This window comes from Bradyrhizobium sp. USDA 4011, from assembly GCF_054063415.1.
In genome coordinates, this window is the sequence record NZ_JBSSGG010000001.1 from 1,792,632 (window position 1) to 1,818,850 (window position 26,219).

Below are 26,219 nucleotides of genomic sequence, written 5' to 3' on the forward strand. Positions count from 1 at the left end.
ATCATCCTCCGGTATTCGAAAAATTCGGGCGGTCGGCGAAATGGCAGGCCACCCAGTGATCGGGCTTCAACTCGCGCCACTCCGGCACACGCTCGGTGCAGAGCGGCTGCGCATGCGGGCATCGGGTGCGGAAGCGGCAGCCCGAGGGCGGATCGATCGGGCTCGGTACCTCGCCCTGCAGCACGATCCGCTGCGCCTCGCGCATCGACGACGGCCGCGGCCGCGGCTCGGCCGAAAGCAATGCGATCGTGTAGGGGTGCAGCGGGCGCTCGGCGACCTCCTCGGTCGGCCCGAGCTCGACGAACCGGCCGAGATACATCACCGCGACGCGCTCGCTGATATGCGAGACGACGGCGAGATCATGGGTGATGAAGACGTAGGTCAGCCCGAGATCGCGCTGCAGATCGGCAAACAGGTTGAGCACATCGCCGCGGATCGACATGTCGAGCGCGGCCACCACCTCGTCGCAGACGATCAATTTCGGCTTCAGCGTCAGGGCGCGGGCGATCACGACGCGCTGCTTCTGGCCGCCGGAGAGCTGGTGCGGATAGCGCTCGCCGAATTCCTGCGGCAGACCCACGCGCTCCAGCGCCTCCCGCGCTAGCCGCTCGCGCTCGGCGAGGCTGCCGACGCGGGCAAGCTGCAGCGGCTCGAGCACGGAGGCCAGGATCGTCATGCGCGGATTCAGCGCGGCGTTCGGATCCTGGAAGATGATCTGATAGTCGCGGCGATGGCTCTGGAACTCTTGGCGCGGCAGCGCCGTTGGGTCGATGCCGTCATGCAGGATGGCGCCGGCGCTCGGCTTCAACAGGAACACCAGCGCGCGGCCGATCGTGGTCTTGCCGGAGCCGGATTCGCCGATGATGCCAAACGTCTCACCGCGGCGGACGTCGAAATTGACGCCGTCGACCGCCTTCACGGTGGCGCGACGGTCCGAGGTCTGGAAGCGGACCTGGAGGTCGCGCACCGAGATGATGGGCTCGCCGCGCTGTTCAGCGGATGCTGCGGTCATTGCGTCGCGACCTTCGCAGCAGCCGGCGCATCGGGCGGATGCAGCGCGCCCGGCAAATTGAGCTCGGCAAAGCGCCAGCAGCGCACCTTGCGGCCGCCGCCGGCGTCCTGCAGCTTCTGCTCGGCCTCGCAGCCCTTGGCGGCATGGGCGCAGCGGGCGCGGAAGCGGCAGCCGGCCGGCATCTCCGCGATCGACGGCACCCGGCCCGGGATCGACGGCAACCGGCCGTGGCGCGGGCTCAGATGCGGCAGCGAGCGCAACAGGCCCGATGTATAGGGATGCAGCGGCCGCACCAGCGCCTCGTCGACGGTGGCGTCCTCGATCACCTCGCCGGCATACATCGTGATCATCCGCGTGCAGGTCTCGGCGACGACGCCGAGATCATGGGTGATCAGCATCAGCGCGGTTTTCGAGGTCTCGCTGATGTCGCGCAGCAGTTCGAGGATCTGCGCCTGCACGGTGACGTCGAGCGCGGTGGTCGGCTCGTCCGCGATCAGCAGCTGCGGCCCGCAGATCAGGCTCGCCGCAATCATCACGCGCTGGCGCATGCCGCCGGAGAGCTGGTGCGGATAGTCGTCGATCCGCCGCTCCGGCGAAGCGATGCCGACACGGCGGAGCATCTCCAGCGTTTTGGCACGTGCTGCCTCGTAGCTGACATCGGTATGGACGCGCAGCGTCTCCGCGATCTGGTGGCCGACGGTGAAGACCGGATCGAGCGCGCTCATCGGCTCCTGGAAGATCATCGCGATCCGCTTGCCCCGGATCGCGCGCATCTGCCGCGCGCTGCAGGAGGCGAGATCGGTGCCGTCGAACAGGATCTTGCCGTCGAGCCCGGCAAAATTGCCCGGCAAGAGGCGCAGGATCGACAGGCCGGTGATGGTCTTGCCGCAGCCGCTCTCGCCGACGATGCCGACGCGCTCGCCGGACGCGATGTCGAAATCGATCCGCCGCGTCGCCTGCCAGATGCCCTGCGCGGTCCTGAAACGAATGCCGAGCCCGCGCACGGACAGCAGCGGCCGCGCGGCGTCGCGCGCACCCTCCGCCTTGCGCTGTGCCGGCTGGCCTGCTTCCATCAACCCGCCGCCCGCTTCTTCTCTTTCACCAGCTGCTCCTCCATCAGCATCTCGGTGCCGATAATGCCCTCGCGGCTGAGCTCCTCAAGCTCGGCATCGGAGAGGCCGAGCATGCCGGACAGGATCTCGCGGTTGTGCTCGCCGAGCGTCGGCGGCACCGAGCGGATCGCAAACGGTGCATCGCCCTCGCGGAACGGCATCGACGGCTGCGGATGCTTGCCGATGAAGGCGCGGTCGACCTGCTGGATGAAACCGCGGGCGTGGAGCTGCGGGTCCTGCAGCAGATCGATCGGCAGCCGCGCCACGCCGGAGGCGATACCTTCAGCCTGCAGCGCAGCCATCGCTGCATCGGCATCGCGCGCCGAGGTCCAGGCCGTGATCGCAGCCTCGATCTCGGCCTCGATGGCGCGCCGGCCCGCGGCCGACTTGAGCGTCGCGTCCGTCGCCCAATCCTCGCGGCCGAGCAGCCGCGCGAGTCTTGGCCACATCGCGTCGTCGGACACCGCGACCACGATCCAATTGTCCTCGCCATCGCAGCGAAAGCAGCCATGCGGCACGAAATCCGGGTGCCGGTTGCCGTATTTCGCCGGCGGCCTGCCACCGATCGAATGCGCCACGATCCAGGGTGCGGCGAACGGCATCATGCACTCGATCTGCGCGAGATCGATGAACTGCCCCTGCCCCGTCAGCCTGGCGTGGATCAGCGCCGTCAGCACCGCGGCAGCGCCGTTGAGGCCGCCGACGGCATCGCCGAACGCGGTGTGGCTCATCACAGGCGGGCCGCCGGGATCACCGACCACGCTTGGCAGGCCGGAGCCCTGCTCGAGGGTCGAGCCGTAAGCGCGGCAGTCGCGATGCACGCTGCCGGCACCGAATGCCGACATCGACATCATCACGAGCTTCGGATTGATCTTGCTCAGCACGTCGTAGCCGAGACCGAGCTTGGGCAGCACCTCGACCGAATAATTGTCGACGACGAGGTCGGCATCGGCGAGCAGGCGCTTTGCCAGCGCAAGCCCCTTCGGCCGGGTCAGATCGAGCGTGATGCCGCGCTTGTTGCGGTTCATGATGCAGTAGCGCACCGACTTCTCGTACATCTGCTCCAGCACATAGGCCGGGCGGCGGTCGACGCCGCGCCACCAGTCCGGATACTGGGTCGCCTCGACCTTGATGACGTCGGCGCCGAGATCGGCGAGCGTGCGGGTACAGATCGGCCCGGCCCATCCCATCGAGAAATCGACGACGCGGATGCCCTCGAGCGGCAGGCGATCGGTCGGAGCCGGCTTCGGTGCCGGCGCCGGCACACGTGGCGCGGCCGCGGGCCTTACCTGCTGTTCGCCGAGATCGGGCACGCGGCCACCGCGCAGCGGCGGCGTTCCCGTCAATCGTTGCATCGTGCCGGCGGAAAGGCCGGTCTCGTCACCGACCGTGATCGGAACGATGGCGCCGCGTGCAAGCTTTTCTTCGTCGGCGATGAGATCCGCGATCTCCGGCACCGGAACGATCGGGATCTTGCGCTTGAGACCCTCGGCAAACCATTGCTGCGCGGTGCGCTGCTTCAGCTTCGGCAGGATCTTGCCTTCAATCTCGGCGACGCGTTGCAACCGGTCGACGCCCATGACCAATGTCGGATCGTCGCGCAGATCGGTGAGATCAAGCATCTCGCAGAACGCGCGCCACTGCGCCGGGGTCACCGTGGTGACGCCGAGCCAGCCCTGCTTGGTCTCGTAGATGCCGACCGGAAAGGTCGGCCAGAACCGGTTGACGCCGATCCGCCGCATGATGTCGCCGCGCTGGAACGCCTCGAACATGATGTATTCGGTGACGGCGATAGAGGCCTCGAACAGGCTGAGATGGCTGCTGCTCCCGCGCCCATCCTGCATGCGGCCGAGCACCGACGAGGCGGCCGCGATGAAGCCCCACAGCCCGCCGAGAATCCCGATCTGGAAGTCCGGCGCGTGCATCGGCGGCCCCTGCTCGGGTCCGACCAGCTTCACGAGCCCGGTCAGCGCGCGGATCGTGGAGTCGGTCGCCGCGAAATTGGCATAGGGACCGCGATCGCCGAACCAGGCGAGGTCGAGATGGATCAGGCCCGGATTGGTCCGCTTGATCGCATCGAGATCGACGGCGGGACAATTGGCCGCGTCGATGCCGCGCCCATCGAGCAGGATGTCGCAGCCGGCAATCAGCTCACGCAGGCGCGACGTGGCGCTCGCGTCGCTCTGGTCGAGCACGACGCTCGACTTGTTGAAATTGAGAAACCCAAACCACGCGCTGTGCCCCTGCGGCGTCAGCGGCGCAGTGCGGCGAAGCGGATCGCCCGCGGGCGGCTCGACCTTCTGCACATCGGCGCCGAAATCAGCGAACAGCCGCGCGCAATAGCTCGTCGCCGCCGCACTTCCGATCTCGACTATCCGCAGATGCGACAACGCGCCCATCACGCTTCCTCGCGACAAAATGACCAGCCGATGCCACCGGCTGATTCAGTTTCTTGTTGCGTGAACTTGAAGCCGCGCCGACTGTGTGATGCAAGTGGAATTTTCTTCCGCTTGACGGAATTCGCTGGATTGCCGCAGCACTTTGCGACAAGCGTGCGCTGACGGTCTGCCGCCGTGCGGTTGACGCATTGCTCGATCCGCTATTGTGCTCTCTTCAACATCAACAAACGCCGGGCAGGAAACCATGAGCAAGTCCACCACAATCAAAAGCGTCGAGACGCTCGCCTGCGATGCCGGCTGGCGGAATTATCATTTCGTCAAGGTGACGACGTCAGACGGGCTGGTCGGCTGGAGCGAATATGACGAGGGCTTTGGAGCCCCCGGCGTGACGGCTGCGATCGAGCGGCTGTCGGCGCGCGTGGTCGGCAAGAACGCGTTCGAGCACGAGCGGATCCATGTCGAGCTGTTCGCCGCGACGCGCCCCGCCGCCGGCGGCGTGGTGGCGCTGGCGCTTGGGGCGATCGAGAATGCGCTGCTCGACGTCAAGGCCAAGGCGCTCGGTGTGCCCTGCTACGATCTGCTCGGCGGCAAGATCCGCGACCGCGTGCGAGTCTACTGGTCGCATTGTGCGACCTGGCGCATCAATCATCCGGATTGGTACAAGCCTGCAATCACCGATCTCGACGGCGTCAAGGCGATCGGGGCCGAGGTGCGCGAGAAGAAATTCTCGGCGATGAAGACCAATATCTTCGTCTATACGGATGGCAAGCCGCAAGGTTGGCGCCCCGGCTTCGGCTCGCCGTTCCAGCCCGAGATCAATGTCGACCGCAATGTGCTGCGCAATCTCTGCATGCATCTGGAGGCGATCCGCGACGGCGCGGGGCCGGATATCGATCTCCTGCTCGACCTCAACTTCAACGCCAAGACCGAAGGGTATCTGAAAATCCTGCGCGCCATCGAGAAGATGGACATGTTCTGGGTCGAGATCGACACCTTCAACCCGCAGGCGCTTGGGCTTATCCGCCGCCAGAGCCCGCACCCGATCTCGTCCTGCGAGACGCTTTTGGGCCTGCGCGAGTTCCTCCCCTATTTCGCCGAGCAGGCGATGGATGTCGCGATCATCGACACGCCGTGGAACGGGGTCTGGCAGTCGATGAAGATCGCCGCCGCCGCCGAGCATTTCGAGGTGAACGTCGCGCCGCATAATTTCTACGGCCATCTCTGCACCATGATGAACGCGCATTTCTGCGCGGCAGTGCCGAACCTGCGCATCATGGAGACCGACATCGACCGGCTGGCCTGGGACCACGAGCTGTTCACCCACGTGCCGGAGTTCGTCGACGGCCATCTCGTGATCCCGGATCGCCCGGGTTGGGGCACCGAGCCGAACGAGGAAGGCCTGCGCGCCCATCCGCCGCAGAGCAAGGGCGGATTGCTGAACTACGGGCTGAAGAAGTAGGTGGTCACTTAGGGAGCTGAGCGGCGGCACCGCCTAACCCGTCATCCTGAGGAGGCCGCGCAGCGGTCACTCGAAGGGTACAAGGCCACAGTCGGGCCGTCGCCGCTTCGAGACGGCTGCTTTGCGGCCTCCTCAGGGTGACGGTGATGGAGTGACCACCGTGCTCAATTATCCTCGCGCACCGGCGTGAACGCGCTCTCGATCACGTCGCCGATCGGCTGCCAGGCGTTGCCGTCGAACTGCACCAGCCGCATCTGCTTGATCGGGCGGAAATCCTTCGGCCCGGTGTTGATCACGATCCCGGGCAGTGCGATCGGGCTCTGGTAGTCCTTCAGGGAGGCGGCCTGCCGCATGATGTTCTCGCGCGACAGGTCGTCGCCGCACTGGCGCAGCACCTGCATCAGCGTGTCGGCGGCGGCATAGCTGAACACGGCGTAGATGTCGTCCTTGTCGCCGTCGGGATAGTACTTGTCCATGAAGGCGTCCCATGCCTTGATCTGCGGATCGTTCTTCCAGGCGGCATCGCCGGCGTCCTTCAGGAACGAGGTCGAGATCACGCCGAGCGAATTCTGCAGGCCCGCCGGCCGCAACGCGCTGGCGATCGAAGCCGATGCATTGTCGAGGATGAACACCGGATGCCAGTCGAGGTCGGCGGCGGCGCGGATCGCGCGCGCCGCGATCGCCGGCGCACCGTCGAACACCAGGATGTCGGCGCCGGAGCCTTTCAGGATTCCGATCTGGTTCTGGATCGCGGTCTCCGACGCGTCGAAAGCGAGATCGGCGACGATCATGCCGGCAGTGTCGCCGAGCCCCTCCTGCAATCCCCGGAACAGATCGCGGCCGAACTGGTCGTTCTGCCACAGCACCGCGATCTTGCGCGAGGGATAGGCGGCCTGGATGTAGTTGGCGTAGATCCGCCCCTCGGCGCGGAAGGTCGGCTGCCAGCCCATGGTCCAGGGAAAGGTTTTCGGATGCGCCCACTCCTCGTCGCCGGAGGCGACAAACAGCTGCGGGATATTCTTCTCGTTGAGGTACTTCCGGACGGCGAGGTTGCTTGGCGTGCCGAATGAGCCGAACATCAACAGCACGTCCTGCCTCTCGACGAGATCGCGGGTCTGCTCGATCGCGGTCTTCGGATTGGAGCTGTCATCGACCGAGATGAACTTGATCTTGCGGCCGTTGATGCCGCCATGTTCGTTGATCATGTCGAAATAGGCCGCTTCCGCCCGCCCGATGGTCGCGAACGCGGCGAGCGGTCCGGTATAGGGCATGACATTGCCGACGCGGATCTCGTTGTCCGTCTTCGCTTCGGGCGCTTGCTGCGCACGCAATGGCGACGCCGCGAGCATCGCTGCGAGGGCAAGGGATATCGGAAGCACGGTTTGTCTTTTTGTTTGCATCAACATCGCCACAAACGCCGGCAGCAGCCGGCGCTCCCTCCCGAGGACGCGACCTTATCGCCCAAGCCAATGCCGGGAAAATGAAATGTTGATGGCGGAGGCCAGCCTCAGCGCAATGTTATGTCGAGCCAGCCCAGCGGGTTGACCGCGACGCGGTCGCCGCTGTCAACCAGAACCGTGGTGGTTTCGGCTTCAATGATCGCGGGACCGGCCAGCGCGTGGCCCGGCTTGAGATCGTCGAGCGCGTAGACCGGCACCTCGCGCCAGGCGCCGAGCCAGGCCTGCCGCTTGCTGCGTGGCGCGCACGGTGCGGCCGACGCAGCATCGCCGGCATCGCCGCCGCCGCGCGCCACCTTGCCGACCGCGGCGACGCGGGCGTTGACGAACACCACCTCCTGCCCGCGCGAGGCATAAGTGTAGAGCTCCTCGTGGCGGCGATGGAAGCGCTCCTCGATCTGTGCCACGAGGTCCGCGGCGCCGAGATCGAGATCGCCGAGCGGCACGTCGATCTCGAACACCTGCTCGCCATAGCGCATCTCGGCCGAACGCTCGATCGCGATGTCGCCCTTGAACCAGTCGCGTAAACGGCCGGCCGCCTGCTCCTCCAGCGCGGCGAACAGCGCCCTCACCTCATCGGCCGAGATCCGTCCCGTGCCGTAATGGGTGCGGCTGACCTCATAGCGCAGATCGCTGGTCAGCATGCCCCAGGCCGACAGCACGGAAGCGACCGTCGGCACGATGATGCGCTTGATCTCGAGCTCGCGCGCGACTTCGGCCGCATGCATGCCGGCTGCGCCGCCGAAGCTGAGCAGCGCGAATTTGCGGGGATCGACGCCGCGGCGCAACGTCATCAGGCGGATGCCGTCGGCCATCTTCAGATTGATCATCTTGTAGATCCCGGCGGCCGCCTCGATCCGGGACAGATCGAGCGCCTGCGCGATCCGATCGACCGCGGCTTCCGATGCCGCGCGATCGAGCGGCCGCGCGCCGCCCATGAAGGCTGCGGCATCGAGATAGCCGAGCACGACATTGGCATCGGTGACGGTGGCAGCTAGGCCGCCATTGCCGTAGCACGCCGGGCCCGGCACCGAGCCCGCGCTCTCCGGCCCGACCCGCAGCGTGCGGCCGCCGTCGACACCGGCGATCGAGCCGCCGCCCGCCGCGATGCTGGCGATGTCGAGGCTGCGCAATGCGATGCGCTGGCCGGCCAGGATGCCGTCGGCGGACAGCGAGGCCTCGCCATCTGCTATCAGCGAGATATCGGTCGAGGTGCCGCCCATGTCGAACGGCACGAGATCGGGAATCCCGAGCATCTCGGCGCAGCGGCGGCTACCGGAAATGCCGCCGGCCGGCCCCGACAGCACGGTGCCCGCGGCAAGCCGCGAGGCCTCTTCCACCGGCGCCATGCCGCCATGCGACAGCACGACGAACAGCGAGCCCTTGAAGCCCGCCTCATGCAGGCTGCGCTCCAGATTGGTGAGATAGCGCCGCACCGTCGGCGCGACATAGGCGTTCACGATCGTGGTCGAGACGCGCTCATATTCCTTGATCTGCGGCAGCACATCGCTCGAGCGCGACACGCTGGCATCGGGCAGCTCCTTCGCCAGCCGCTCGACCGCGGCGAGCTCATGCGCCGGGTTGAGATAGGCGTGCAGGAAGCAGACCGCAATTGAGTTCGCGCCGGACCGTTTCACCTCGGCGATGACGTCGCCGAGCGCGGCGGCATCGAGCGCAATTGCAGCGCTGCCGTCGGCCTTCAGCCGCTCGCGCACGCCGAAGCGGCGCTCGCGCGGCACCAGCGGCTCTGGCGGCGGCGTGCGCAGATCGTAGCGGTCCGGCTTCAGCCCCTCGCGCATCTCGACGACGTCGCGATGGCCCTCGGTGGTCAGCAGCGCGACCCTGGCGCCCTTGCGTTCCAAGAGCGCGTTGGTCGCGACCGTGGTGCCGTGCACCAGACGATCGGTTGCCGCGAGCATCGCCGCGCGGGTGACGCCGAGGCGGCGCGCCAGTTCCTCAAGTCCCGCCATGACGCCGATCGACTGATCGGCCGGCGTGGACGGCGATTTCGCGAAAACGGTGCGCCCGGTTTTGTCAGTTGCAACCAGGTCGGTGTAGGTGCCGCCGACGTCAACTCCAATCGTATACATGCTTGCCTACACCGCTTTCGAAACCAGACCCTGCGCGACGTCGCGCGCCCTCGCCTCCGCCGTTCGCTTCTCGGGCGGGCCCCAGCCGCCGCCGCCGGACGAGCGGATCTCGAGGCAATCGCCCGGGCGCAACTCGATGCCGACCTCCTTGGTCTTCAGCACGCGCGGCGCGCGGCCTTCCGACAGGAGCCGGTAGTGATGCGGTTCGCCATCCTTGCCGCCGAGCATGCCGCACGGGCCGTGGCGCGCGCCGTCGCCGGCGGTGTTGCCCTTGGCGAGCTTTGCCGTCTCCAGCACCATGTCGAGCGCGACACCGAGCCCGCCGCGGTGCTGGCCGTCGCCGCCGGAATCCGGCCGGAACTCGTGCTGGCGGAAATGCAGCGGAAAGCGCACCTCGGCCACCTCGATGCTGCCGAACTTCAAGCCCCCGACGGTGTGCCATTCGCCGATCGAGGAATAGCCGTCACCGCCGATCGAGGCCCCGCCACCGGGCCGTGCCTGGAACATGTGCCAGATGAAGTTGCGTCCGTTGCGCGGATCCTCGCCCTGGATCGCGATGCGGAATCTACGGCCCCATCCGCCCATCACGCGATCCGGACAGGAGGCCGACATCGCCTTGATGATGGCTTCGACGATCTCGTTGGAGGGATGGCTGGTGCACAGCGTGACCGGGCGGCCGGGATCGGCCCACACGATGGTGCCCTGCTTCGCCACCACCTTCAGCGGCCGCAGCGCGCCGGTGTTCTTCGGGATATCGGCGTCGATCAGATAGGCAAAGGCCATCGCGACCGCCGCCTGCATGTTGGCGTGCGACGAGTTGACGAAACTCGTCGACTGCGGATCGGAGCCGGTGAGATCGACCTCGATGTCGCTGCCCGTCTTGGTCACCTTGGCCGCGATCCTGATGTCGGTGCGGCCGTGGCCGTCGTCATCGAGCAGCGCTTCGCCGTAGAACACGCCGTCCTTCCAGCTCGACACCACGGCGCGGGTCTGCTGCTCGGTAGCATCAAGAATGGCCTCGATCGCGGCCTCGACCGTCTCCGCACCGAACTCGCTGAACAGTTTTGAGACGCGGCGCTCGCCGAGATGCGCGGCACCCAGCATCGCCGCGAGGTCGCCGCGGAATTCGCGGGGGTTGCGGATGTTGAGCGCCAAAAGGTCGAGCAGGTCCTCACGCGGCTTGCCGGCCTCGTAGAGCTTGATCGGCGGAATGCGAATTCCTTCCTGATAGATCTCGGTTGCGGCCGGATTGTAGGCGCCATGCGTGGCGCCGCCGATGTCGCTCTGATGGGCGCGCACGATGGTCCAGAGCAATCGCTTGCCGCCGTCGAACACCGGCACGAAGGCGGTGAGATCGGGCAGATGGCTGCCGCCATGATAGGGGTCGTTGAGCAGGATGACGTCGCCGGGCGCGACATCCTTGAAGCGTTCCTCAACCGCGAGCGTCGCCCACGGCAAGGCGCCGACATGCACCGGGATGTGATCGGCCTGCGCGATCAGCCGCCCGCCGGTGTCGCAGATCGCCAGCGAAAAATCGCGGCTGGAGTTGAGGATCTGCGAATAGGAGGTGCGAAGCATGGCTTCGCCCATCTCCTTCACGATCGACGACAGGCGGTGCTGGACCACGGAGCGGGTGATTGGATCGATCTTGGCGGACATCTTGGCCTTGTTGGCGCGTGCGATTGCGCAGCGAGGATCGAGGAACCGGCCGAGCGGAACCGGAATTCCCTCTTATAACCAGACGCTTCCAGATCGCAAACCGCGGCGCGGGGCCGCAGAATTTATTCCGCCGTTCAGTAATTCGTGATTAGCACGAATCTTCGCCCTCCGACGGAATAGAATTCGTCGCCCCGCGTCCCACCCGTGCCAGCCAACTATGAGGGTGAACGTGATGATCCTGCGATTCTTTAGACCAGGCATCGGTGCCGCGCTACTCGGCGCGCGTGTGCTGTTTGCCGTCGTTCTTTCCCCAGTAGCCCTCGCGCAAGAGGCGCACCAACCGGCCTCGACCGCGCAGACGGCCGATGAGAGCGCCTTCCTCGCGGAAAACGATGCCGCGATGACCAAGATGATGAATGACATGGCCGCCAAGCCGAGCGGCGATATCGATCGCGATTTCGTCGCGATGATGACGCCGCACCACCAGGGTGCGATCGACATGGCCGTGATCGAGCTCCGCTACGGCAAGAACGAGCGGCTGCGCCGGATCGCACAGGAGATCATCGTCGAGCAGCGCCAGGAGATCGACGCCATGAAGCTCGCGCTCGGCGAACAGGTCACGGACACGACACCCGCGCCGACACAACAACCCGGACCGAAACCCGCCCCGGCGGCGACGACGCACGATCACATGAACATGCACCACGACATGATGAAGCAGGAGACCAAGTGATGACGAGCCCATTCGTGAAGGGCCTCTTGGCCACCAGCATGATCGTGCTGTCGACATCCGCGTTTGCCGGTCAGGCACCGGGTGCCGTGTCCGCGCCCGACATTCCGATCAGCCATCACGACCGCGTCTACGCCGCCGAGCAGTTCTCGAACACGGTGTCGGTCACCGATCCCGTCGACAACAAGCTGCTCGGCGTGATCCGGCTCGGCGACCCGCAGCCCGGCAATTTCAGCCCGCTCTACAAGGGACAGGTATTGGTCCACGGCATGGGCTATTCGCCCGACCACCACACCCTCGCCATCGTCTCGATCGGCTCGAATTCGGTGACCTTCATCGACACGGCAACGAACGCGGTCAAGCATGTCACCTATGTCGGGCGCTCGCCGCACGAGGCGTTCTTCACGCCGGACGGCAAGGAGGTGTGGGTCACCGTGCGCGGCGAGAACTACATCTCGGTGATCGACGCGCAGAGCTTCAAGGAAACGATGCGGATCGAGGTGCCGGCGGGACCGGGCATGCAGATATTCTCGCCCGACGGCAAGTACGGCTACATCTGCTCCTCGTTCAATCCGGAGACCGACGTGGTCTCGGTCGCCGACCATCAGATCGTCGCCAAGGTGAAGCAGGAAAGCCCGTTCTGCCCGAACATCGCAGCGACGCCGGACGGGGCGCAGGTGTGGTTCACGCTGAAGGACGTCGGCAGGACCCAGGTCTTCAACGCCCGGCCGCCGTTCAACCTGATCAAGACGATCGACACCGGCCCCATCACCAACCACGTCAATTTCGCGAAGACGGCAAAGGGGACCTTCGCCTATGTGACCATCGGCGGCACCAACGAGGTCAAGGTGTTTCGCACCGACGACTTCGCGGAGGTCGCGACCATTGCCGTCGGCAACCTGCCGCACGGCATCTGGCCGTCCGGCGACGGCACGCGGGTCTATGTCGGCCTTGAAAATGCCGATGCGCTGGCCGCGATCGACACCGCGACCAACAAGGTGATCGCCAACATCCCGGTCGGCCAGGCGCCGCAGGCCATCGCCTATGTGCCGGACGCCGCACCGAATCCTGATGATCGTCAGAACCTGCAGCCGCTCGGCGTCGCCGGCCAGGTTGCGCACCTCGCGCTCGCGCCGAGGAACGAAGCCAGGGGCGACAAGCCGCCGACCAGCGTCTCGCTGTTCGATCAGGGGTTGATCCAGGTGCTGCAAGCCTCCGTCACCGGCCTCGAGCCGAAGCAGCACTACGTCCTGGCATTGGCTGACAAGGCGGATGGGACCGGCACGGTGCAACCGCTCGCCGCCTTCATGACCAATCCGGCAGGCTCCGCGATCGTCAATGTGACTGGCCCGATCCGGCAGATCGTGCAAAGCTCGGCCAAGGCCGAACGGCGCTACCTCGTCATCGCTCCCGGTGAGCCGTCGAAATTCGGCGCGGCCGTGCAGGTCCAGACGCCATGAGCGACATGCTGCACCAGATCGAGCCGGTGATTCCAGCGCTGCGCCGCTACGCGCGCTCGCTGGTCCGCAACCGCGCGGCGGCCGACGATCTGGTGCAGGACTGCCTGGAGCGCGCCGTCACTCACTGGCACCAGCGGCGCGACACCAGCAGTCCAAAGTCGTGGCTGTTTGCCATCCTGCACAACCTTGCTGTCAACCAGTTCCGCAGCGCCGCGGCACGCTTCAAGCATGTCGCCATCGACGAGGCGGGCGAGCACGAGTTCGTACAAAGCGCCGAGCAGGAACAGAAACTGATGTATCAAGATGTGCTCGGGAAACTCGCCAGGCTTCCCGACGAGCAGCGATCGGTGCTGCTGCTGATCGCCGTTGAAGACTTGAGCTATGCGGAAGCGGCCAAGGTGCTCAATATCCCGATCGGCACCGTGATGTCGCGCCTGTCGCGGGCGCGCGAAAGATTGCAGCAGGAACTCGAGAATCCTGCGGACAACCAGCAGGGGAATGTCGTGCAGTTGCGGAGCAAGCCATGAGCAGTCGTCCGATCTCCGAAGACGATCTGCACGCCTATGTCGACCAAGCGCTCGAACCGGAGCGACAGGCCGAGGTCGCCGCCTATCTGGAGAGCCATCCGGATGTGGCGAATCGCGTCGCGTCCTTCTCGGATCAACGTAGCCTGCTGCGTTCAGCGCTCGCGCCGATCGCGGAGGAGCCGCTGCCGCCGCAACTCAATCTGTCGAGGATCATCGAGAACAAGCGCCGCCGCTCGACTGCATCGTCGTTCCGTTGGGCGATCGCGGCGATGCTGATGCTTGCGATCGGCGGTGTCGGCGGCTGGGCGGTCCGTGGCGCCACAGACGGGCCTGCGAGCGGTCTTGCCGCGCTCGCGCAGGAAGCAAGCGACTCCTACAAGGTGTACGCCTCCGATCACACCCGGCCGGTCGAACTGCGCGACAGCACGGAACTCGCGGCGTGGGTTTCCAGCCGATTGCACCAGCCGGTCAAGCTGCCTGATCTGAGTAAGTCGGGATATCGTTTCATGGGCGGACGTGTGGTGCCGACCGCCCATGGCCCCGCGGCGATGTTCATGTATGACAATGACCACGGCGACCGGCTGGTCGTGCTGACGCGGCCGATGACGTCGGACCAGAACGCGCCGATGGCGCCGCATATAGGCGGCGACGTCGCCGGCTTCTCCTGGGCCGAAGGGGGCTTGGGCTATAGCCTCGTGGGGCCCGGTGCCGCCGAGCAGCTGAGACCGCTTGCGAACGAGGTCCGCAAGCAAGAACAGACGATCTGAACCGAGTTCAGGCCTTGGTATAGATCAGGAACAGCACGATCCCGATCACCAGCGCGCCGGCGATGAACAGCAGCACCGCGGGCAGCCCGAACAGTGCCGCAACGCCGGCCGTGCTGAACTGCAGCAGGGCCGCGCCGAGGAAGAACGCGAGATTGACCGACGACAGCGCCTTGCCGGTGTTCTGGGTGTCGACGAGCTGCCGCGTCATGCCGTAGATCAGCGGCTGCGCCGAGGTCGCAAACCCGATCAGGATCAGCAGCACCAGGTCATACTGCACCGGCATCGCGGCGACGCCGAGCAGGTTCGAGACCGCCAAATGCGGCGCGCCGGCGGCCATCAGCACCAGCAGCAGCGCGGCGACGGCATGCGTTGCCGCCACCATGGTGCGGCGATGTCCGAACTTGCGATCGATCGCGCCGATGCAGGCTGGCCCGACGATCATCGCCAGCGTGAACAGCCCGAGCACATTGCCGGCCTCGATGCGGCTCAGACCCTTCACATCCATCAGCCACGGCCCGCCCCACAGGCCGCGCAGCACCAGCGAGGCGCCGAGCGACACCAGCGACAGCGCGATCAATCCGCGCAGGCCGCGCGACAGGCCGAGCCGCAGCACCTCGGCCATCTGCTGCAACGGCGAGGAATCATCCGCATGCGCCGCGGGCTGCCGCGGCACCAGCGCGAACACCGCGATCAGGACCACAATGCCGAAGCCGGCCGAGCCCCAGAAGCCGGCGCGCCAGCCGAACTGATCGACCACGAAGGCTAGCGGGCTTGCCGATAGCAGCATGCCGACATTGCCGATCGAGAGGATCAGGCCGGACCACAGGCCGAACTTCGCCGCCGACATCTGCTTGGCGGCCAGCGTCATCGGGCACATCAGCATGCCCGAGGTGGCAATGCCGAGCATCAGTTGCCCGAACACGAAGCTCGCGGGACCCGTGGCGAGCGCCGAAACCACCGTCCCGACCACGGTACCTCCGAGAAGGCTCAGCGACACCGGCCGCACGCCAAAGCGGTCCATCGCGGCGCCGACCGGTATCTGCGAGGCGGCAAAGGAGAAATGATAGATCGAGGTGAGGCTCGCCAGCACCTGCGGCGAGGTGCCGAAATCTCGCGCCATCAGATCGAGGCTGATCGCGGGGATCGTGCGCAGCAATGTCGACAGCATATGGCCGCAAGCCAATGCCAGCAGCGCAAGAACCAGGGCGCGGAAACCGATCCCCGCCTCTTCCTTCTTCACCACGCCATCCATGAATCGCTTATTCCCCGGGTATCCGGGGACGGGCGTAACACTATTGGGCGGATGGCGCCAACTTTGGCCGCAACCGCCACCGTCATGGCCGGGCTTGTCCCGGCATGACGAATTCACGGAGACGTCTTGAGGCTACTGCTTATGGAACACCAGCGTGCGGAGTTCGATGCTCTCGCGCGGCGCGGCATCCGCCGGCGTGGTCGGGTCGACGAAGGCGCTGTGCGGTCCAAACCGCGTCCGGCCGTCGGTCGCCGAGTCGTAGCATTTCAGCAGGATCGCCTCGTCCGGCATCATCTCGGGAATGTAGAACCAGCGATGGTTCGGATTGTACTTCACCGAATAGGTCTCGCCGCTGCGGTTCGGGTAGATCAGGTCGGAGGCGATCAGATCCTCCGGGGCAACCGTGGTGCCGTCGGCCATCGCGAGCGGTGAATCGCGCAGGGGACCGCGGATCGGGCGCCACAGATTGATCACCTGGACGCGACCCTTGACGAGCTGCTCGGCCTCGTCGGGCAAATGCTCGAACACACGATTGTGGCCGGACACGGCGGTCTGGTCGACATGGACGCGGGTCGCGGGTTGGCGCGGGCCGCCGCCACGAATGTCCGCTGCACCTTCGACGCGCTTGCGCACGGTGTGGTCGAAGATGAAGACGCGATCCGCCTTCAGCGTCGCCTTGAGGAACGCCTCGACGGCCGGGTAGTAAACGTTGCGGACTTCGTTGTCGTCGTAATAGTCCTTCACGATGGTCGGATGCTTGACCAGCGCAAAGCCCTCGCGGTCGAGCGAGAAGCTGTCGGCGATCAGGCGCCCGTCAAAGATCGGGACATTGTGAGCTTCGGGCAGTGCAGTGGATTTGGGTTCGCCGGGCGGCGGATCGAAAGCGTAAGTCCGGGGCTTGCCCGGCGTCGGCGCGAGATAATTCAGCTCAGCGGTCACAAACGGCAGCGACTCGATGCGAGTTTCTTGAAGGCCCACGGTGATCTCCCGGACTCGATTGTTCGTGTGATTGATCTTGGCGGCGCCACAGGGCACGGCAAGGCCGCGGTGAAAATAGCAACGTTGCCGTTCTGGAAGACGCGGAAAGGGAAAAATCCTTGCCGCGCGGCAGCCTGCGGGCGAATGGATGTTTTTGAGATCACGGGTTCGTTAGCGGTGCGATAGTGCGACCTTCAATCGCTTCCGCCGATGGTCCCACATCGCTTGCTTGCAGAGCCGCCGCAGTTGCGCTGGCAAAATATCGAAAACAACCCCATGCAAAGGAACCGGCGGCTGCCGGCCATCGACAGGGCCGCTTGACGCGTCGGGCAAATCAGGGGTATATTTCCAATATTCCGAAATCATGCAAGCACCTCCACGCCCGTCGTCCTGGCTTTCACCAGGACGACGCTGAATGCTTGGCATCGACTGCAAATTGCCTACAGCCCCGCGCCCTTCTGGACTGCCGCGGCAAACGAGCGATCTACAATATCGGCGGCGTTGATCTTCTGCCGGATCAGGCCCCAGCGGTCATAGAGATCGATGGTCTTCTGCTCGTCGGCCACCACGCTGTCGTCGATCGGCGCGATACGGATCTTGGCGCGCGCCAGCCAGTTCAGCGGCACCGCAGGCGGGATGTTCATCAGCCTGCCCCAGGTCGCAGCGTAGCCTTCGACATTGTTCTGCGACCATGCGCGCGCGGCCGCGAGCCTGCGCACGAAATCCTCGAGCTCGGCGCGCTTGCCCTCGATCGCATCAGGCGTTGCGACCTGGAAGCCGAGGCCGGGCGTGATGCCGTCGGCCGTGATGATACGGCGCGACTTGAACAGCACCTCCTCCTGGCTGACATAGGGCTCCCAGGTCGACCACGCGTCGACAGCGCCTTGCGTGTACGCGACCTTGGCATCCGACGGTGCCAGGAACACGATCTGCACGTCGCTCGCCTGCCAGCCCTTCGATTCCAGCGCGGCCAGGATCAGCTGGTGGCCGATCGAACCGCGGCCGGTTGCGATCTTCTTGCCGCGCAGATCGTCAAAGCTCTTGATCGGAGAATTCTCCGGCACCACGACCGCGAGCCCCTCGCGCGACTGCCGCACGGCCGCGATCGCCTTCACCGGAATCCTGGCGGCGGCCGCGAAGGTGAACGGCGCATCGCCGACCAGGCCGGTGTCGATCGCGCCCGCGCCCAAGGCCTCCAGCAGCGGCGCCGCGGCGGCGAACTCCTTCCATTCGATTCTGTAGGGAACGTCTTTGAGCACGCCGGCCGCTTCCATCACGGCCTGCGAATTGCCCTTCTGGTCGCCGACGCGCAGCGTGGTCTGCGCGACGGCCGCGTCGATGGCGGCAAGCGCAAGCGCCGCCGCGACAATGAGACGGATCATTCGGCGGCGATCCCCCGCTGCTGGTCGCGTGCTTCGATCAGCTTGCGGGTCAGCGGAATCAGCTCGCGGCCATAGTCGATGGCATCGACCAGCGGATCGAAGCCGCGGATCAGGAAATGGCTGACGCCGAGATCGTAGTAATCGGCGAACACCTCGGCGACCTGCTCGGGCGTACCGACCAGCGCGGTGGTGTTGCTGTTGGCGCCAGTGAGCTTTGCGATCTCGGTCCACAGCCGCTTGTCGATGCGCGTGCCCTGATCCGCGAGCGCCAACAGCCGCTTGGCGCCGTCGGTCGCGTGGTTGGGCCGGCGGTAACCGGTCTGGTCCTGCAGCGCAGTGGCGCGCGCGAGGATATGCTCCACCTTCGCCCACGCCTTCTCCTCGGTGTCGGCCAGGATCGGCCGCACCGACAGGCTGAAGCGCGGCGTCGGCCGGCCGTGCTTGGCCGCGGCCGCGCGGACGCGCGCGGTGACGTCCCGCACCTGCGCGTAGGATTCACCCCACAGCGCGAAGGTGTCCGCATGCTTGCCCGCGACCTCGACCGCGGCATCCGAGCCGCCGCCGACAAAGGTGTAGATGCCGCCCTTCTGCAACGGCTTCACCTGCGAGAAGCCGTTCTCGACATTGTAGTACTTGCCGCTGTAGTTGAACGGCTTCTCGCTGGTCCATTCCAGCCGCACTACGTCGAGGAATTCGCTGGTGCGGGCGTAGCGCTCGTCCTTGTCGTCGAGCGTATTGCCGTCCTGGCGCAGCTCGATGGCGTTGCCGCCGGTGATGACGTGCAGCGAGACGCGGCCGCCATAGAACTGATCCAGCGTCGCGAGCTGGCGCGCCAACAGCGTCGGCGCGGTGAAGCCCGGACGCTGCGCGATCATTACCTTGAGCTGCTTGGTGATGGTCAGCACATGCTGCGCGACCTGCAACGCGTCCGGCGTGGTCGAGTGAAACGCCAGCAGCGCGCGATCGAAGCCGGCGAGCTCATGGGCCTTGGCGACGGTCTCGATATAGGGCGGATCGAGCACCGGGCCGGACCGGACGATGGTTTCCGAGGCATTGTTGTTGGTGATGAAGCCGATGAACTCGACCGGCATGGCTGACAACTCCGTTGTTGTTGGCTGTTGTTTTCAGACGCCCAGCGCGGAACGCCCGGCGGAGACACGGGTGGCATCGTCTTGCGGGGTATGGACGCGGCCGCACAGCACGTCGCGGTAATGCCGCTCCAGCGGATTGGTTCGCGACAGGCCGTGATTGCTGGTCAGCGACAAGGCATCCTCCACCACCGCTGCGGCGTTATTGGTCACCGTCAGCTTGATGATGTTAGACTCGATCGCGGACAGCGAGAAGCCGTTATCGAAATCGGCCGCAAAGCTGTCGATCAGGCGGGCATTGACGGCAAGCCGGGCCTCGATGCCGCCGACGACCTCCTGCATGCGCGGCAGCGTCGCCAGCGGCGCGCCGAGATTGGCCGGCACCCGTTCCTTGAGGAACTTGACCAGCCAGTCGCGGGCCGCGCGGGCGATGCCATCATAGATCGCGGCGACGAAGATCGCGTGCACGCTCGCCTGGGTGACGTCGGGAACCTTCCAATCGTCGGGCCTGCGGACGTCGATCTCGTAATCCAGCGGAAACACCACGTCGTCGAAGATCACGGTGTGGCTGCCGCTGGCGCGCAGGCCGAGGTGATCCCAGGTCTCCTCGATTCGCGTTCCCGGCAATCCGGCCGGAACCAGAAACAACCCGACACGGGTCTCCGGCTCGTCGGTTTTCGCCCAGACCGAATACCATTTCAGGATCGGCGCGCCGGTCGAATAGATCTTGCGGCCCGTGAGCCGCCAGCCGGTTTCGGTGCGGCGCGCCGTGGTCGCCGGCAGGCCGCCGCGCGCGGGCGAGCCAAGCTCGGGCTCGACGCGGAGCGCGTTGATCAGCGCCACGCCCTCGACCGTTTCCCTCGCAAGCTTGCGCGCCAACCGCGCCGGCCAGCGCGTGCTGCGCGCCATCACCAGATGCTGGATGTAATGCATCGACAGCACCAGCGCGGTCGACGGATCGGCCTTGCCGATGATGCCGAGCACGCGGGTGGCCGCGCGGGCGCCCGCCCCGCTCCCGCCTGATACCGCCGGCACAGTCAGCGCCAGCAGCCCTTCGCGCGACAGGTCAGAAAAATTCTCGAAGGGGAAGCTGGCATCGCGATCATGCGCGGGCGCACGCGCGGCAAACACCTCGGCGAGCCGCAACGCGCGCGCGATGTATTCGGGCTCTTCCGCCGGCGGCTGCTCCCTCGCCGCTGTCGTCACCATGTCGCCTCCAGTCCGAGCAGGCCGAGGATCTGCTTGCGCAGCTCGGCCAGATAAGGATCGCCGCGATGCCGCGGGTATGGCCGGGCGACGGCGATATCGGCCTTGATCCGCGCCGGACGATCGGAGAGCACGATGACGCGGTTGGCAAGCACCAGCGCTTCCTCGACGTCATGGGTGACGAGCAGCGTGGTAAAGCCCTTGCGCTGCCACAGCGCCACGAGCTCGGACTGCATGGCGATCCGCGTCAGCGAATCGAGCTTGCCGAGCGGCTCGTCGAGCACCAGGATGTTCGGATCATTGACCAGCGCCCGCGCCAGTGCCACGCGCTGCGCCATGCCGCCGGAGAGCTGGTGCGGATAGGCGTTGCGGAACGACGACAGGCCGACCAGCTCGATCACGGCATCGACCCGAGGCCGCTGCGCCTTCAGGATGCCCTGCGCTTCCAGCCCGAGCGCCACATTGTCCCAGACCGAGCGCCAGGGAAACAGCGTCGGGTCCTGGAATACGACGACACGCGACGGATGCGGGCCACTGATGCGGACTTCATCCTCGCGCAGCGAGCCGCTGCGCGGCTTCTCCAGCCCCGCGACCAGCCGCAGCAAGGTCGACTTGCCGCAGCCGGACGGGCCGAGCAGCGCCACGAACTCTCCCGGCGCGATCGATAGGTTCACATTGTCGAGCACCGGCAGGACAGCGCCGTCGATATCGAAGGCGTGGCTGACGCCTTCGATATCGAGCTCGGCGCCGACGGCGGGATAGGTGATCGCCTCAGCGGCGGATTGCACTACCATTTGACGACGCCCTTCTGCCAGACCAGCAGGCGGTCGCGGGTGCGGAACAGCAGCGTGATCGCGCCGGAGCACAGCAGCGACATCACGATCAGCGCCGCGTACATGTTGGCATAGGCCGCCCAGCCCTGCGCCCATTGCAGGTACCAGCCGAGCCCGGCCTTGACGCCGATCATCTCGGCGACCACGAGCACGGCAAAGGACGAACCAAGCCCCATGAACAGGCCGACGAACACGTGCGGCAGCGCGGCAGGGATCGCGACCTTCAGCACCAGGAACGACGGCTTGGCGCCGAGCGTGCGCGCGACGTCGTAATAGGCGCTGCTGACGCTCGCGACGCCCGACCAGGTCAGCACCGTCACCGGGAATCCAGTGGCGAGCGCGATCAGGAAGGTCGAGGCGCTCCAGCTCGACGGGAAAGTGAAGAACGCGATCGGCAGCCAGGCGGTGGCGGGCAGCGGGCCGATGAAGCGCAGCACCGGATGCACCCAGTAGCCGATCTTGTGCGACCAGCCGATCGAGACGCCGGTGATGAAGCCGACAGTCGCACCGATGATGTAGCCGCCGAGCTGTAGCTTGATCGAGGCGAACACGCTGTCGAGCAATTTTGGCAGATCGTCGGTATAGACCTCGAGGATCGACTGCGGCGGCGGGAAAAACGGCAGCGGCAGCCAGGCGAATTTCGCGGTGGCGACCTCCCACAGCGTCACGAAGGCGCCGAAGGCCACCAGCCATGGCGCGCGCTTGCGCAGCGCCTGCCCGGCACTGCCGAGATAATCCGCGCTGAACGTGCCGAACAGGATAAAGGCCGCGATGACGATCGCGCCGATGCCGAGCGACCCGGTTCGTGACCAGTCGCCGACATCGGGCCAATAGAGGCACGACAGCCCGAACGCGAGCCAGGCGAGGGCTGCCGCGAGGCCAACGCCATAGCTGCCGGAGAGGTTCGAGAACGTACCGCGGCGCGCGGCGCGGCGGCGGCCGTCGTGTCAGACACTGAATACGTCGACATAGATCCGCTCCGCGAATTTGGCCGTGTCGGTGCTCTGCTTGAACACCTGCACCGATTTGAGGTCGTCGGCGTAGCCCTTGAGCTCGCGCTTGAGCACTTCGCCGGTGGGATGATGGTGATGGGTGTGGTAGCGCGCCATCGCCTCGAGATCGGCGAGGCTCGCCGCCTTCGGCGCATAGGGCTGGAACGATTTCGCCGCCTTGTCCGGGTTCTGCGAGGTGAACATCGCGGCATCGAGCAGCGCCTGGGTAATGGCGCGCGCGACGTGGGGTTCTTCCCGCACCAGACTGCCGCGCAGGCCGACGATGCAGCAGCTCTTGTCGCGGTACTCGCCGTCGAGGTTGGAGGCGACCTCCTTGTACTGCGTGTCCTTCAGCCAGAGATAGGCCAGCGGATCCGACGACAAGAAGGCCTGCACCTCGCCCTTCTCGACCGCGACGTTCAGGAGATTGCCGGGATAGGCGCGCCAGTCGACATCCCTCACCGGGTCGATGCCGAGCTTGGAGAGCTGGATCGAGAAGAAATTCTTGTCGGGACCTGCGAGATCGCCGACCGCGACGATCTTGCCCTTGAGATCGGCGAGCTTGTCGATGCCGGAATTGGTCCGGGTCAAGACGCGCATGCAGCCGCCATGGGTGCCGGCGGCGATCTTGACGTCGAAGCCCTGCTCCAAGGGCTTGAGCCAGCGCAGCGCCATGCCGAGACCGGTGTCGCTCTTGCCGGTGGCGATCGCCTCCAGCAACTGGTCGGTCGAACCGGAATAGTTGACGAGCTCGACGTCGAGATTCTGCTTCTGGAAGAAGCCATGATCGATGGCGACCGGCAGCGGCGCGAGGCAGACCGCGCCGGCGTTCCAGGACAATTTCAGCTTGCGCGGGCTGCCTGCCAGCGGCGGCGCGTCGGAAGCCGCCTTGCAGATCGGGAATTCGGAGAAATCGATCGCCGGCGTGATCGCCCGCGGCGCGAAGGCCTGCGCGCTGTAGGCGCCGATCGGCGCGGCAAAGGCCGCGGCGGCGCCCGCGCGCAGCAAGGTGCGGCGATCCATCACCGTCTTCTTGTTATCCGTCGACATCATCACTCCTGCATTTCGGCAAGGCTCCGCCCCGCGCGCAGAACGTCTCCGTCTGCGCGCCCCGTCGTTCGAAGCTCATGGTTTAGAAAAAGCGGATTTCTCCGGCGCTATTGCACTCAAAGCAACACGCAAATGATGCGGCGCGATAAGTTCATCGTCAATGAAATGGAATTTCGAATGTAGTCGGCGCCGCAGCTGAACTCTCCACGATCGCATCGCGCGACGATGAAACGATTTTCGCGCTCGGCGCGGCGCAGACCTGCGACAGCACGGCATCGATTGCACCAAATTTGAGTGAAACATCGCCGCTTGCGCGATGTCTTCTACGCACAAGGGCTCGGCGAGATCATCCTTGCTGCGCGCGGGCTGATTTCAGTTTTCCGTTTCGTTGACGGCGAACGGCTTGCTCATAGACTCGGTCGAACGCTGCCGCGCTTCCCGACGAGCAGCGAATGAATCAGAAAGAAAATGCATATGCGCAAACTGACCCGCTCGGGTTCTCCCTATAACTTCACGCGCCGCACCGCGGCCGCGCTGATCACAGCGGTGATCACGCTGTCGACATCGGCCGCAGCTTTCGCGACTGACGCGATCGTGCTGCGCGTCGGCGACCAGAAAGGCGGCAACCGCTCGCTGCTGGAGATCTCCGGCTTCGCCAAGGATCTGCCGTACAAGATCGAATGGTCGGAATTCCCGGCCGCAGCGCCGATCCTCGAGGCGCTCAACGCCGGCGCGCTCGACGTCGGTTACACCGGCGATCTCGCCTTCCTCTCGGTCTATGCCGCGGGCGCGCCGATCAAGGCGATCGGCGGCACGCGCGCCGACCCGAAGACCCAGGCGATCCTGGTGCGCGCGGATTCGCCGATCAAGACGGCGGCCGATCTGAAGGGCAAGCGTCTTGCCGGTACCCGCGGCGGCTGGGGCCAGTTCCTGATCGATGCGACGCTGGAAAAGGCCGGCAACAGGATCGAGGATGCGACCTTCGCGCCGCTCGGCCCGGTCGACGCCAAGATCGCGCTGCTCGCCGGCTCGATCGACGGCTGGGCGGTGTGGGAGCCCTACGTCTCCTTTGCAACGCTGAAGGACAAGGCGCGGATCGTCGCCGATGGCGAGGGTCTGACGCCCACCGTCACCTTCATCGTCGCCTCCGACAACGCGATCGCGACCAAGCGCGCGGCCGTGCAGGATCTGGTGCAGCGGCTCAACAAGGCGCGGCTGTGGTCGCTCGATCATCTCGCCGAATACGCCAGGAGCACTGCCGAGCTCACAAAACTGCCGGAAGACGTGCTGCTCGCCGCCTACACCGCGCAGAAGACGAGCCCGATCGCGATCGACGAGGCCGTGGTGAAGGAGGTGCAGGCCGCCTCCGACCGCGCCACGCGCTACGGCATCCTCGGCAAGACGCTGGATGTCGGTAAAGCCGTCGACCGCAGTTTCACCGCTGGCGCGAGCTTGAATTAGGACGCGCTTCCACCTCGCCTTGAAAGGCAGGGCAATCGCATATGGCGTTGCTGGTCGATCCGCGAACTCGCTTCGCCTCTCCCGCTTGCGGGGGAGGCCGACGCGCGCCTAGCGCGCGGCGGGTGGGGGCTCTCTCCACAGTATGACTCGCGGAGAGAGCCCCCACCCCAGCCCTCCCCCGCAAGCGGGAGAGGGGGACGGGCGACAGTGCTCACCTTACGGAATGCCTCACGGCGCACCACAACGGAGACCTCGGATGCCCGGCCCGCTCCATCTCGCACTGATTGTCACGGCACACCTGCTCTGCATGACCTTGTTGGTCGCGCTGTCGGTTTGATAGCGTCCTCTCCGGGCCAGCCCCAGGGAGAACAACAATGAACGTCACAATGAAAGACCGTGTCGCGGTGGTCACCGGCGGCAGCAAGGGCATCGGGATCGCGGTGGCGCGGCGGTTTGCGGAATCCGGCGCCAGGGTCGCGATCCTCGCCCGCGGCGCGGCCGACCTCACGGCGGCGCGCGAGGCACTCGCCAAGGACGGCCTCGTGGTACGCGATTACGTCTGCGACGTCGCCAGGGCGGCCGACATCTCGAGGGCGCACGACCAGATCGTCGCGGATCTCGGCAAGATCGACGTGCTGGTCAACAATGCCGGCACCGCGCGCACGCTGGCCTTCGAGAGCATCAGCGACGAGGCCTGGCAGGAGGACCTCGACCTGAAACTGTTCGCCGCGATCCGCTTCAGCCGGCTGGTGTGGCCGGGCATGAAGCAGCGCAAATGGGGCCGCATCATCAACGTGCTCAACACCTTTGCGAAGGCGCCGGCCGGCAATTCGGCGCCGACCTCGGTGTCGCGCGCGGCCGGCATGGCGCTGACCAAGGTGATGGCCAATGAAGGCGGCGAGCACAACATCCTGGTGAATGCACTCTTGGTCGGCCTGATCATGAGCGATCAATGGGTCAAGCGGCACGCGGCCCAGGCGCCGGACACGGATTTCGGGGAATTCGCCAAGGGCTTGGCCCGGGGCACGCCGCTCGGCCGCATCGGCACGGCGGAGGAGTTCGCCAACCTCGCCTGCTTCCTGGCTTCGGAGCAAGGCTCCTACATCACCGGCACCGCCATCAATGTCGATGGTGGCCGATCACCGGTGGTCTCTAGAGCCCCGGTCCCGGTTTAGCCAGGCCCCGGGGCTCAAGATTCTGCTTTGGCGCGTTTTCTTCACGCGAACCGGTGTCCACTGCGCTCGAAAACGCTCAAGCGGGCAACCAACGGCAGGAAGCGACGGCTCAAAAGCAAAAGGCCTCCGT

At 65.9% G+C, this 26,219-nt stretch carries 20 protein-coding genes and 1 pseudogene; 7 read left to right on the forward strand and 14 right to left on the reverse strand.

Going from position 1 to position 26,219, the window contains the following annotated elements:
* Window position 1 precedes the first annotated feature (1 nt).
* From ACVW1C_RS08285 to ACVW1C_RS08295, 3 genes are read right to left on the reverse strand one after another with little or no spacing between them, the layout of a single operon-like run.
* Complete coding sequence (locus ACVW1C_RS08285; protein WP_456757995.1) at window positions 2–1,012, reverse strand: ABC transporter ATP-binding protein; 1,011 nt, start codon at window positions 1,010–1,012, stop codon at window positions 2–4.
* On the reverse strand, window positions 1,009–2,085 hold the full coding sequence (locus tag ACVW1C_RS08290) for an ABC transporter ATP-binding protein (protein WP_456757996.1): 1,077 nt from the start codon (window positions 2,083–2,085) through the stop codon (window positions 1,009–1,011). The genes ACVW1C_RS08285 and ACVW1C_RS08290 overlap by 4 nt, the downstream gene beginning before the upstream one ends.
* Window positions 2,085–4,523 carry a CaiB/BaiF CoA transferase family protein gene (locus tag ACVW1C_RS08295; protein ID WP_456757997.1) on the reverse strand — a complete coding sequence of 813 codons (2,439 nt, stop codon included), beginning with the start codon at window positions 4,521–4,523 and terminating at the stop codon, window positions 2,085–2,087. Before ACVW1C_RS08295 ends, ACVW1C_RS08290 begins: the two co-directional genes overlap by 1 nt.
* Before the next feature lie 244 nt (window positions 4,524–4,767).
* Here ACVW1C_RS08295 and ACVW1C_RS08300 point away from each other — a divergent pair, with 244 nt between their 5' ends.
* On the forward strand, window positions 4,768–5,982 hold the full coding sequence (locus ACVW1C_RS08300; protein ID WP_456757998.1) for a mandelate racemase/muconate lactonizing enzyme family protein: 1,215 nt from the start codon (window positions 4,768–4,770) through the stop codon (window positions 5,980–5,982).
* A gap of 164 nt (window positions 5,983–6,146) precedes the next feature.
* On the opposite strand, the gene ACVW1C_RS08305 is transcribed toward ACVW1C_RS08300, so the two are convergent.
* The 3 genes from ACVW1C_RS08305 to ACVW1C_RS08315 all read right to left on the reverse strand — a co-directional run bounded on the left by ACVW1C_RS08305 (window position 6,147) and on the right by ACVW1C_RS08315 (window position 11,188).
* Entirely contained in the window at window positions 6,147–7,382 is a 1,236-nt protein-coding gene (locus ACVW1C_RS08305) for an ABC transporter substrate-binding protein (protein ID WP_456757999.1), read from the reverse strand.
* Between the two features lie 107 nt (window positions 7,383–7,489).
* Window positions 7,490–9,529 carry a hydantoinase/oxoprolinase family protein gene (locus tag ACVW1C_RS08310; protein WP_456758000.1) on the reverse strand — a complete coding sequence of 680 codons (2,040 nt, stop codon included), beginning with the start codon at window positions 9,527–9,529 and terminating at the stop codon, window positions 7,490–7,492.
* A gap of 6 nt (window positions 9,530–9,535) precedes the next feature.
* Window positions 9,536–11,188 carry a hydantoinase B/oxoprolinase family protein gene (locus ACVW1C_RS08315; RefSeq protein WP_456758001.1) on the reverse strand — a complete coding sequence of 551 codons (1,653 nt, stop codon included), beginning with the start codon at window positions 11,186–11,188 and terminating at the stop codon, window positions 9,536–9,538.
* 232 nt (window positions 11,189–11,420) lie between these two features.
* Between ACVW1C_RS08315 and ACVW1C_RS08320 the strand changes: the two genes are divergently transcribed.
* The 4 genes from ACVW1C_RS08320 to ACVW1C_RS08335 are packed head-to-tail and all read left to right on the forward strand — an operon-like array spanning window position 11,421 to window position 14,672.
* Window positions 11,421–11,921 carry a DUF305 domain-containing protein gene (locus ACVW1C_RS08320; RefSeq protein WP_456660049.1) on the forward strand — a complete coding sequence of 167 codons (501 nt, stop codon included), beginning with the start codon at window positions 11,421–11,423 and terminating at the stop codon, window positions 11,919–11,921.
* Complete coding sequence (locus ACVW1C_RS08325; protein WP_456758002.1) at window positions 11,921–13,378, forward strand: YncE family protein; 1,458 nt, start codon at window positions 11,921–11,923, stop codon at window positions 13,376–13,378. Before ACVW1C_RS08320 ends, ACVW1C_RS08325 begins: the two co-directional genes overlap by 1 nt.
* Entirely contained in the window at window positions 13,375–13,905 is a 531-nt protein-coding gene (locus tag ACVW1C_RS08330; RefSeq protein WP_456758003.1) for an RNA polymerase sigma factor, read from the forward strand. Before ACVW1C_RS08325 ends, ACVW1C_RS08330 begins: the two co-directional genes overlap by 4 nt.
* Entirely contained in the window at window positions 13,902–14,672 is a 771-nt protein-coding gene (locus ACVW1C_RS08335) for an anti-sigma factor family protein (RefSeq protein WP_456758004.1), read from the forward strand. Before ACVW1C_RS08330 ends, ACVW1C_RS08335 begins: the two co-directional genes overlap by 4 nt.
* A gap of 7 nt (window positions 14,673–14,679) precedes the next feature.
* Here the strand turns inward: ACVW1C_RS08335 and ACVW1C_RS08340 are convergent, their stop codons facing one another.
* The 8 genes and pseudogenes from ACVW1C_RS08340 to ACVW1C_RS08375 form a co-directional block, all read right to left on the reverse strand.
* On the reverse strand, window positions 14,680–15,924 hold the full coding sequence (locus ACVW1C_RS08340) for an MFS transporter (RefSeq protein ID WP_456758005.1): 1,245 nt from the start codon (window positions 15,922–15,924) through the stop codon (window positions 14,680–14,682).
* A gap of 132 nt (window positions 15,925–16,056) precedes the next feature.
* On the reverse strand, window positions 16,057–16,902 hold the full coding sequence (locus tag ACVW1C_RS08345; protein WP_456758006.1) for a CmcJ/NvfI family oxidoreductase: 846 nt from the start codon (window positions 16,900–16,902) through the stop codon (window positions 16,057–16,059).
* A 440-nt stretch (window positions 16,903–17,342) separates the two neighbouring features.
* Entirely contained in the window at window positions 17,343–18,284 is a 942-nt protein-coding gene (locus tag ACVW1C_RS08350; RefSeq protein WP_456758007.1) for an ABC transporter substrate-binding protein, read from the reverse strand.
* Window positions 18,281–19,375: an LLM class flavin-dependent oxidoreductase gene (locus ACVW1C_RS08355; protein ID WP_456758008.1), complete on the reverse strand. Its 1,095-nt coding sequence runs from the start codon at window positions 19,373–19,375 to the stop codon at window positions 18,281–18,283. The genes ACVW1C_RS08350 and ACVW1C_RS08355 overlap by 4 nt, the downstream gene beginning before the upstream one ends.
* Before the next feature lie 33 nt (window positions 19,376–19,408).
* Complete coding sequence (locus tag ACVW1C_RS08360; RefSeq protein ID WP_456758009.1) at window positions 19,409–20,581, reverse strand: acyl-CoA dehydrogenase family protein; 1,173 nt, start codon at window positions 20,579–20,581, stop codon at window positions 19,409–19,411.
* The gene (locus ACVW1C_RS08365) at window positions 20,575–21,372 is read right to left on the reverse strand and encodes an ABC transporter ATP-binding protein (RefSeq protein WP_456758010.1); all 798 of its coding nucleotides are present in this window, start codon (window positions 21,370–21,372) and stop codon (window positions 20,575–20,577) included. The genes ACVW1C_RS08360 and ACVW1C_RS08365 overlap by 7 nt, the downstream gene beginning before the upstream one ends.
* Window positions 21,366–22,381: pseudogene (locus ACVW1C_RS08370) on the reverse strand (ABC transporter permease). Before ACVW1C_RS08370 ends, ACVW1C_RS08365 begins: the two are co-directional and overlap by 7 nt.
* Window positions 22,359–23,456 (reverse strand): ABC transporter substrate-binding protein, encoded by a 1,098-nt coding sequence (locus tag ACVW1C_RS08375; RefSeq protein ID WP_456758011.1) that lies wholly within the window; start codon window positions 23,454–23,456, stop codon window positions 22,359–22,361. The pseudogene ACVW1C_RS08370 and the gene ACVW1C_RS08375 overlap by 23 nt, the downstream one beginning before the upstream one ends.
* A gap of 471 nt (window positions 23,457–23,927) precedes the next feature.
* On the opposite strand from ACVW1C_RS08375, the gene ACVW1C_RS08380 reads away from it, so the two are divergent.
* Both ACVW1C_RS08380 and ACVW1C_RS08385 read left to right on the forward strand, forming a co-directional pair.
* Entirely contained in the window at window positions 23,928–24,914 is a 987-nt protein-coding gene (locus tag ACVW1C_RS08380; protein WP_456758012.1) for an ABC transporter substrate-binding protein, read from the forward strand.
* A 374-nt stretch (window positions 24,915–25,288) separates the two neighbouring features.
* Window positions 25,289–26,089, forward strand: coding sequence for an SDR family oxidoreductase (locus ACVW1C_RS08385; protein WP_456758013.1), 801 nt, complete (start codon window positions 25,289–25,291; stop codon window positions 26,087–26,089).
* Window positions 26,090–26,219: the final 130 nt, after the last annotated feature.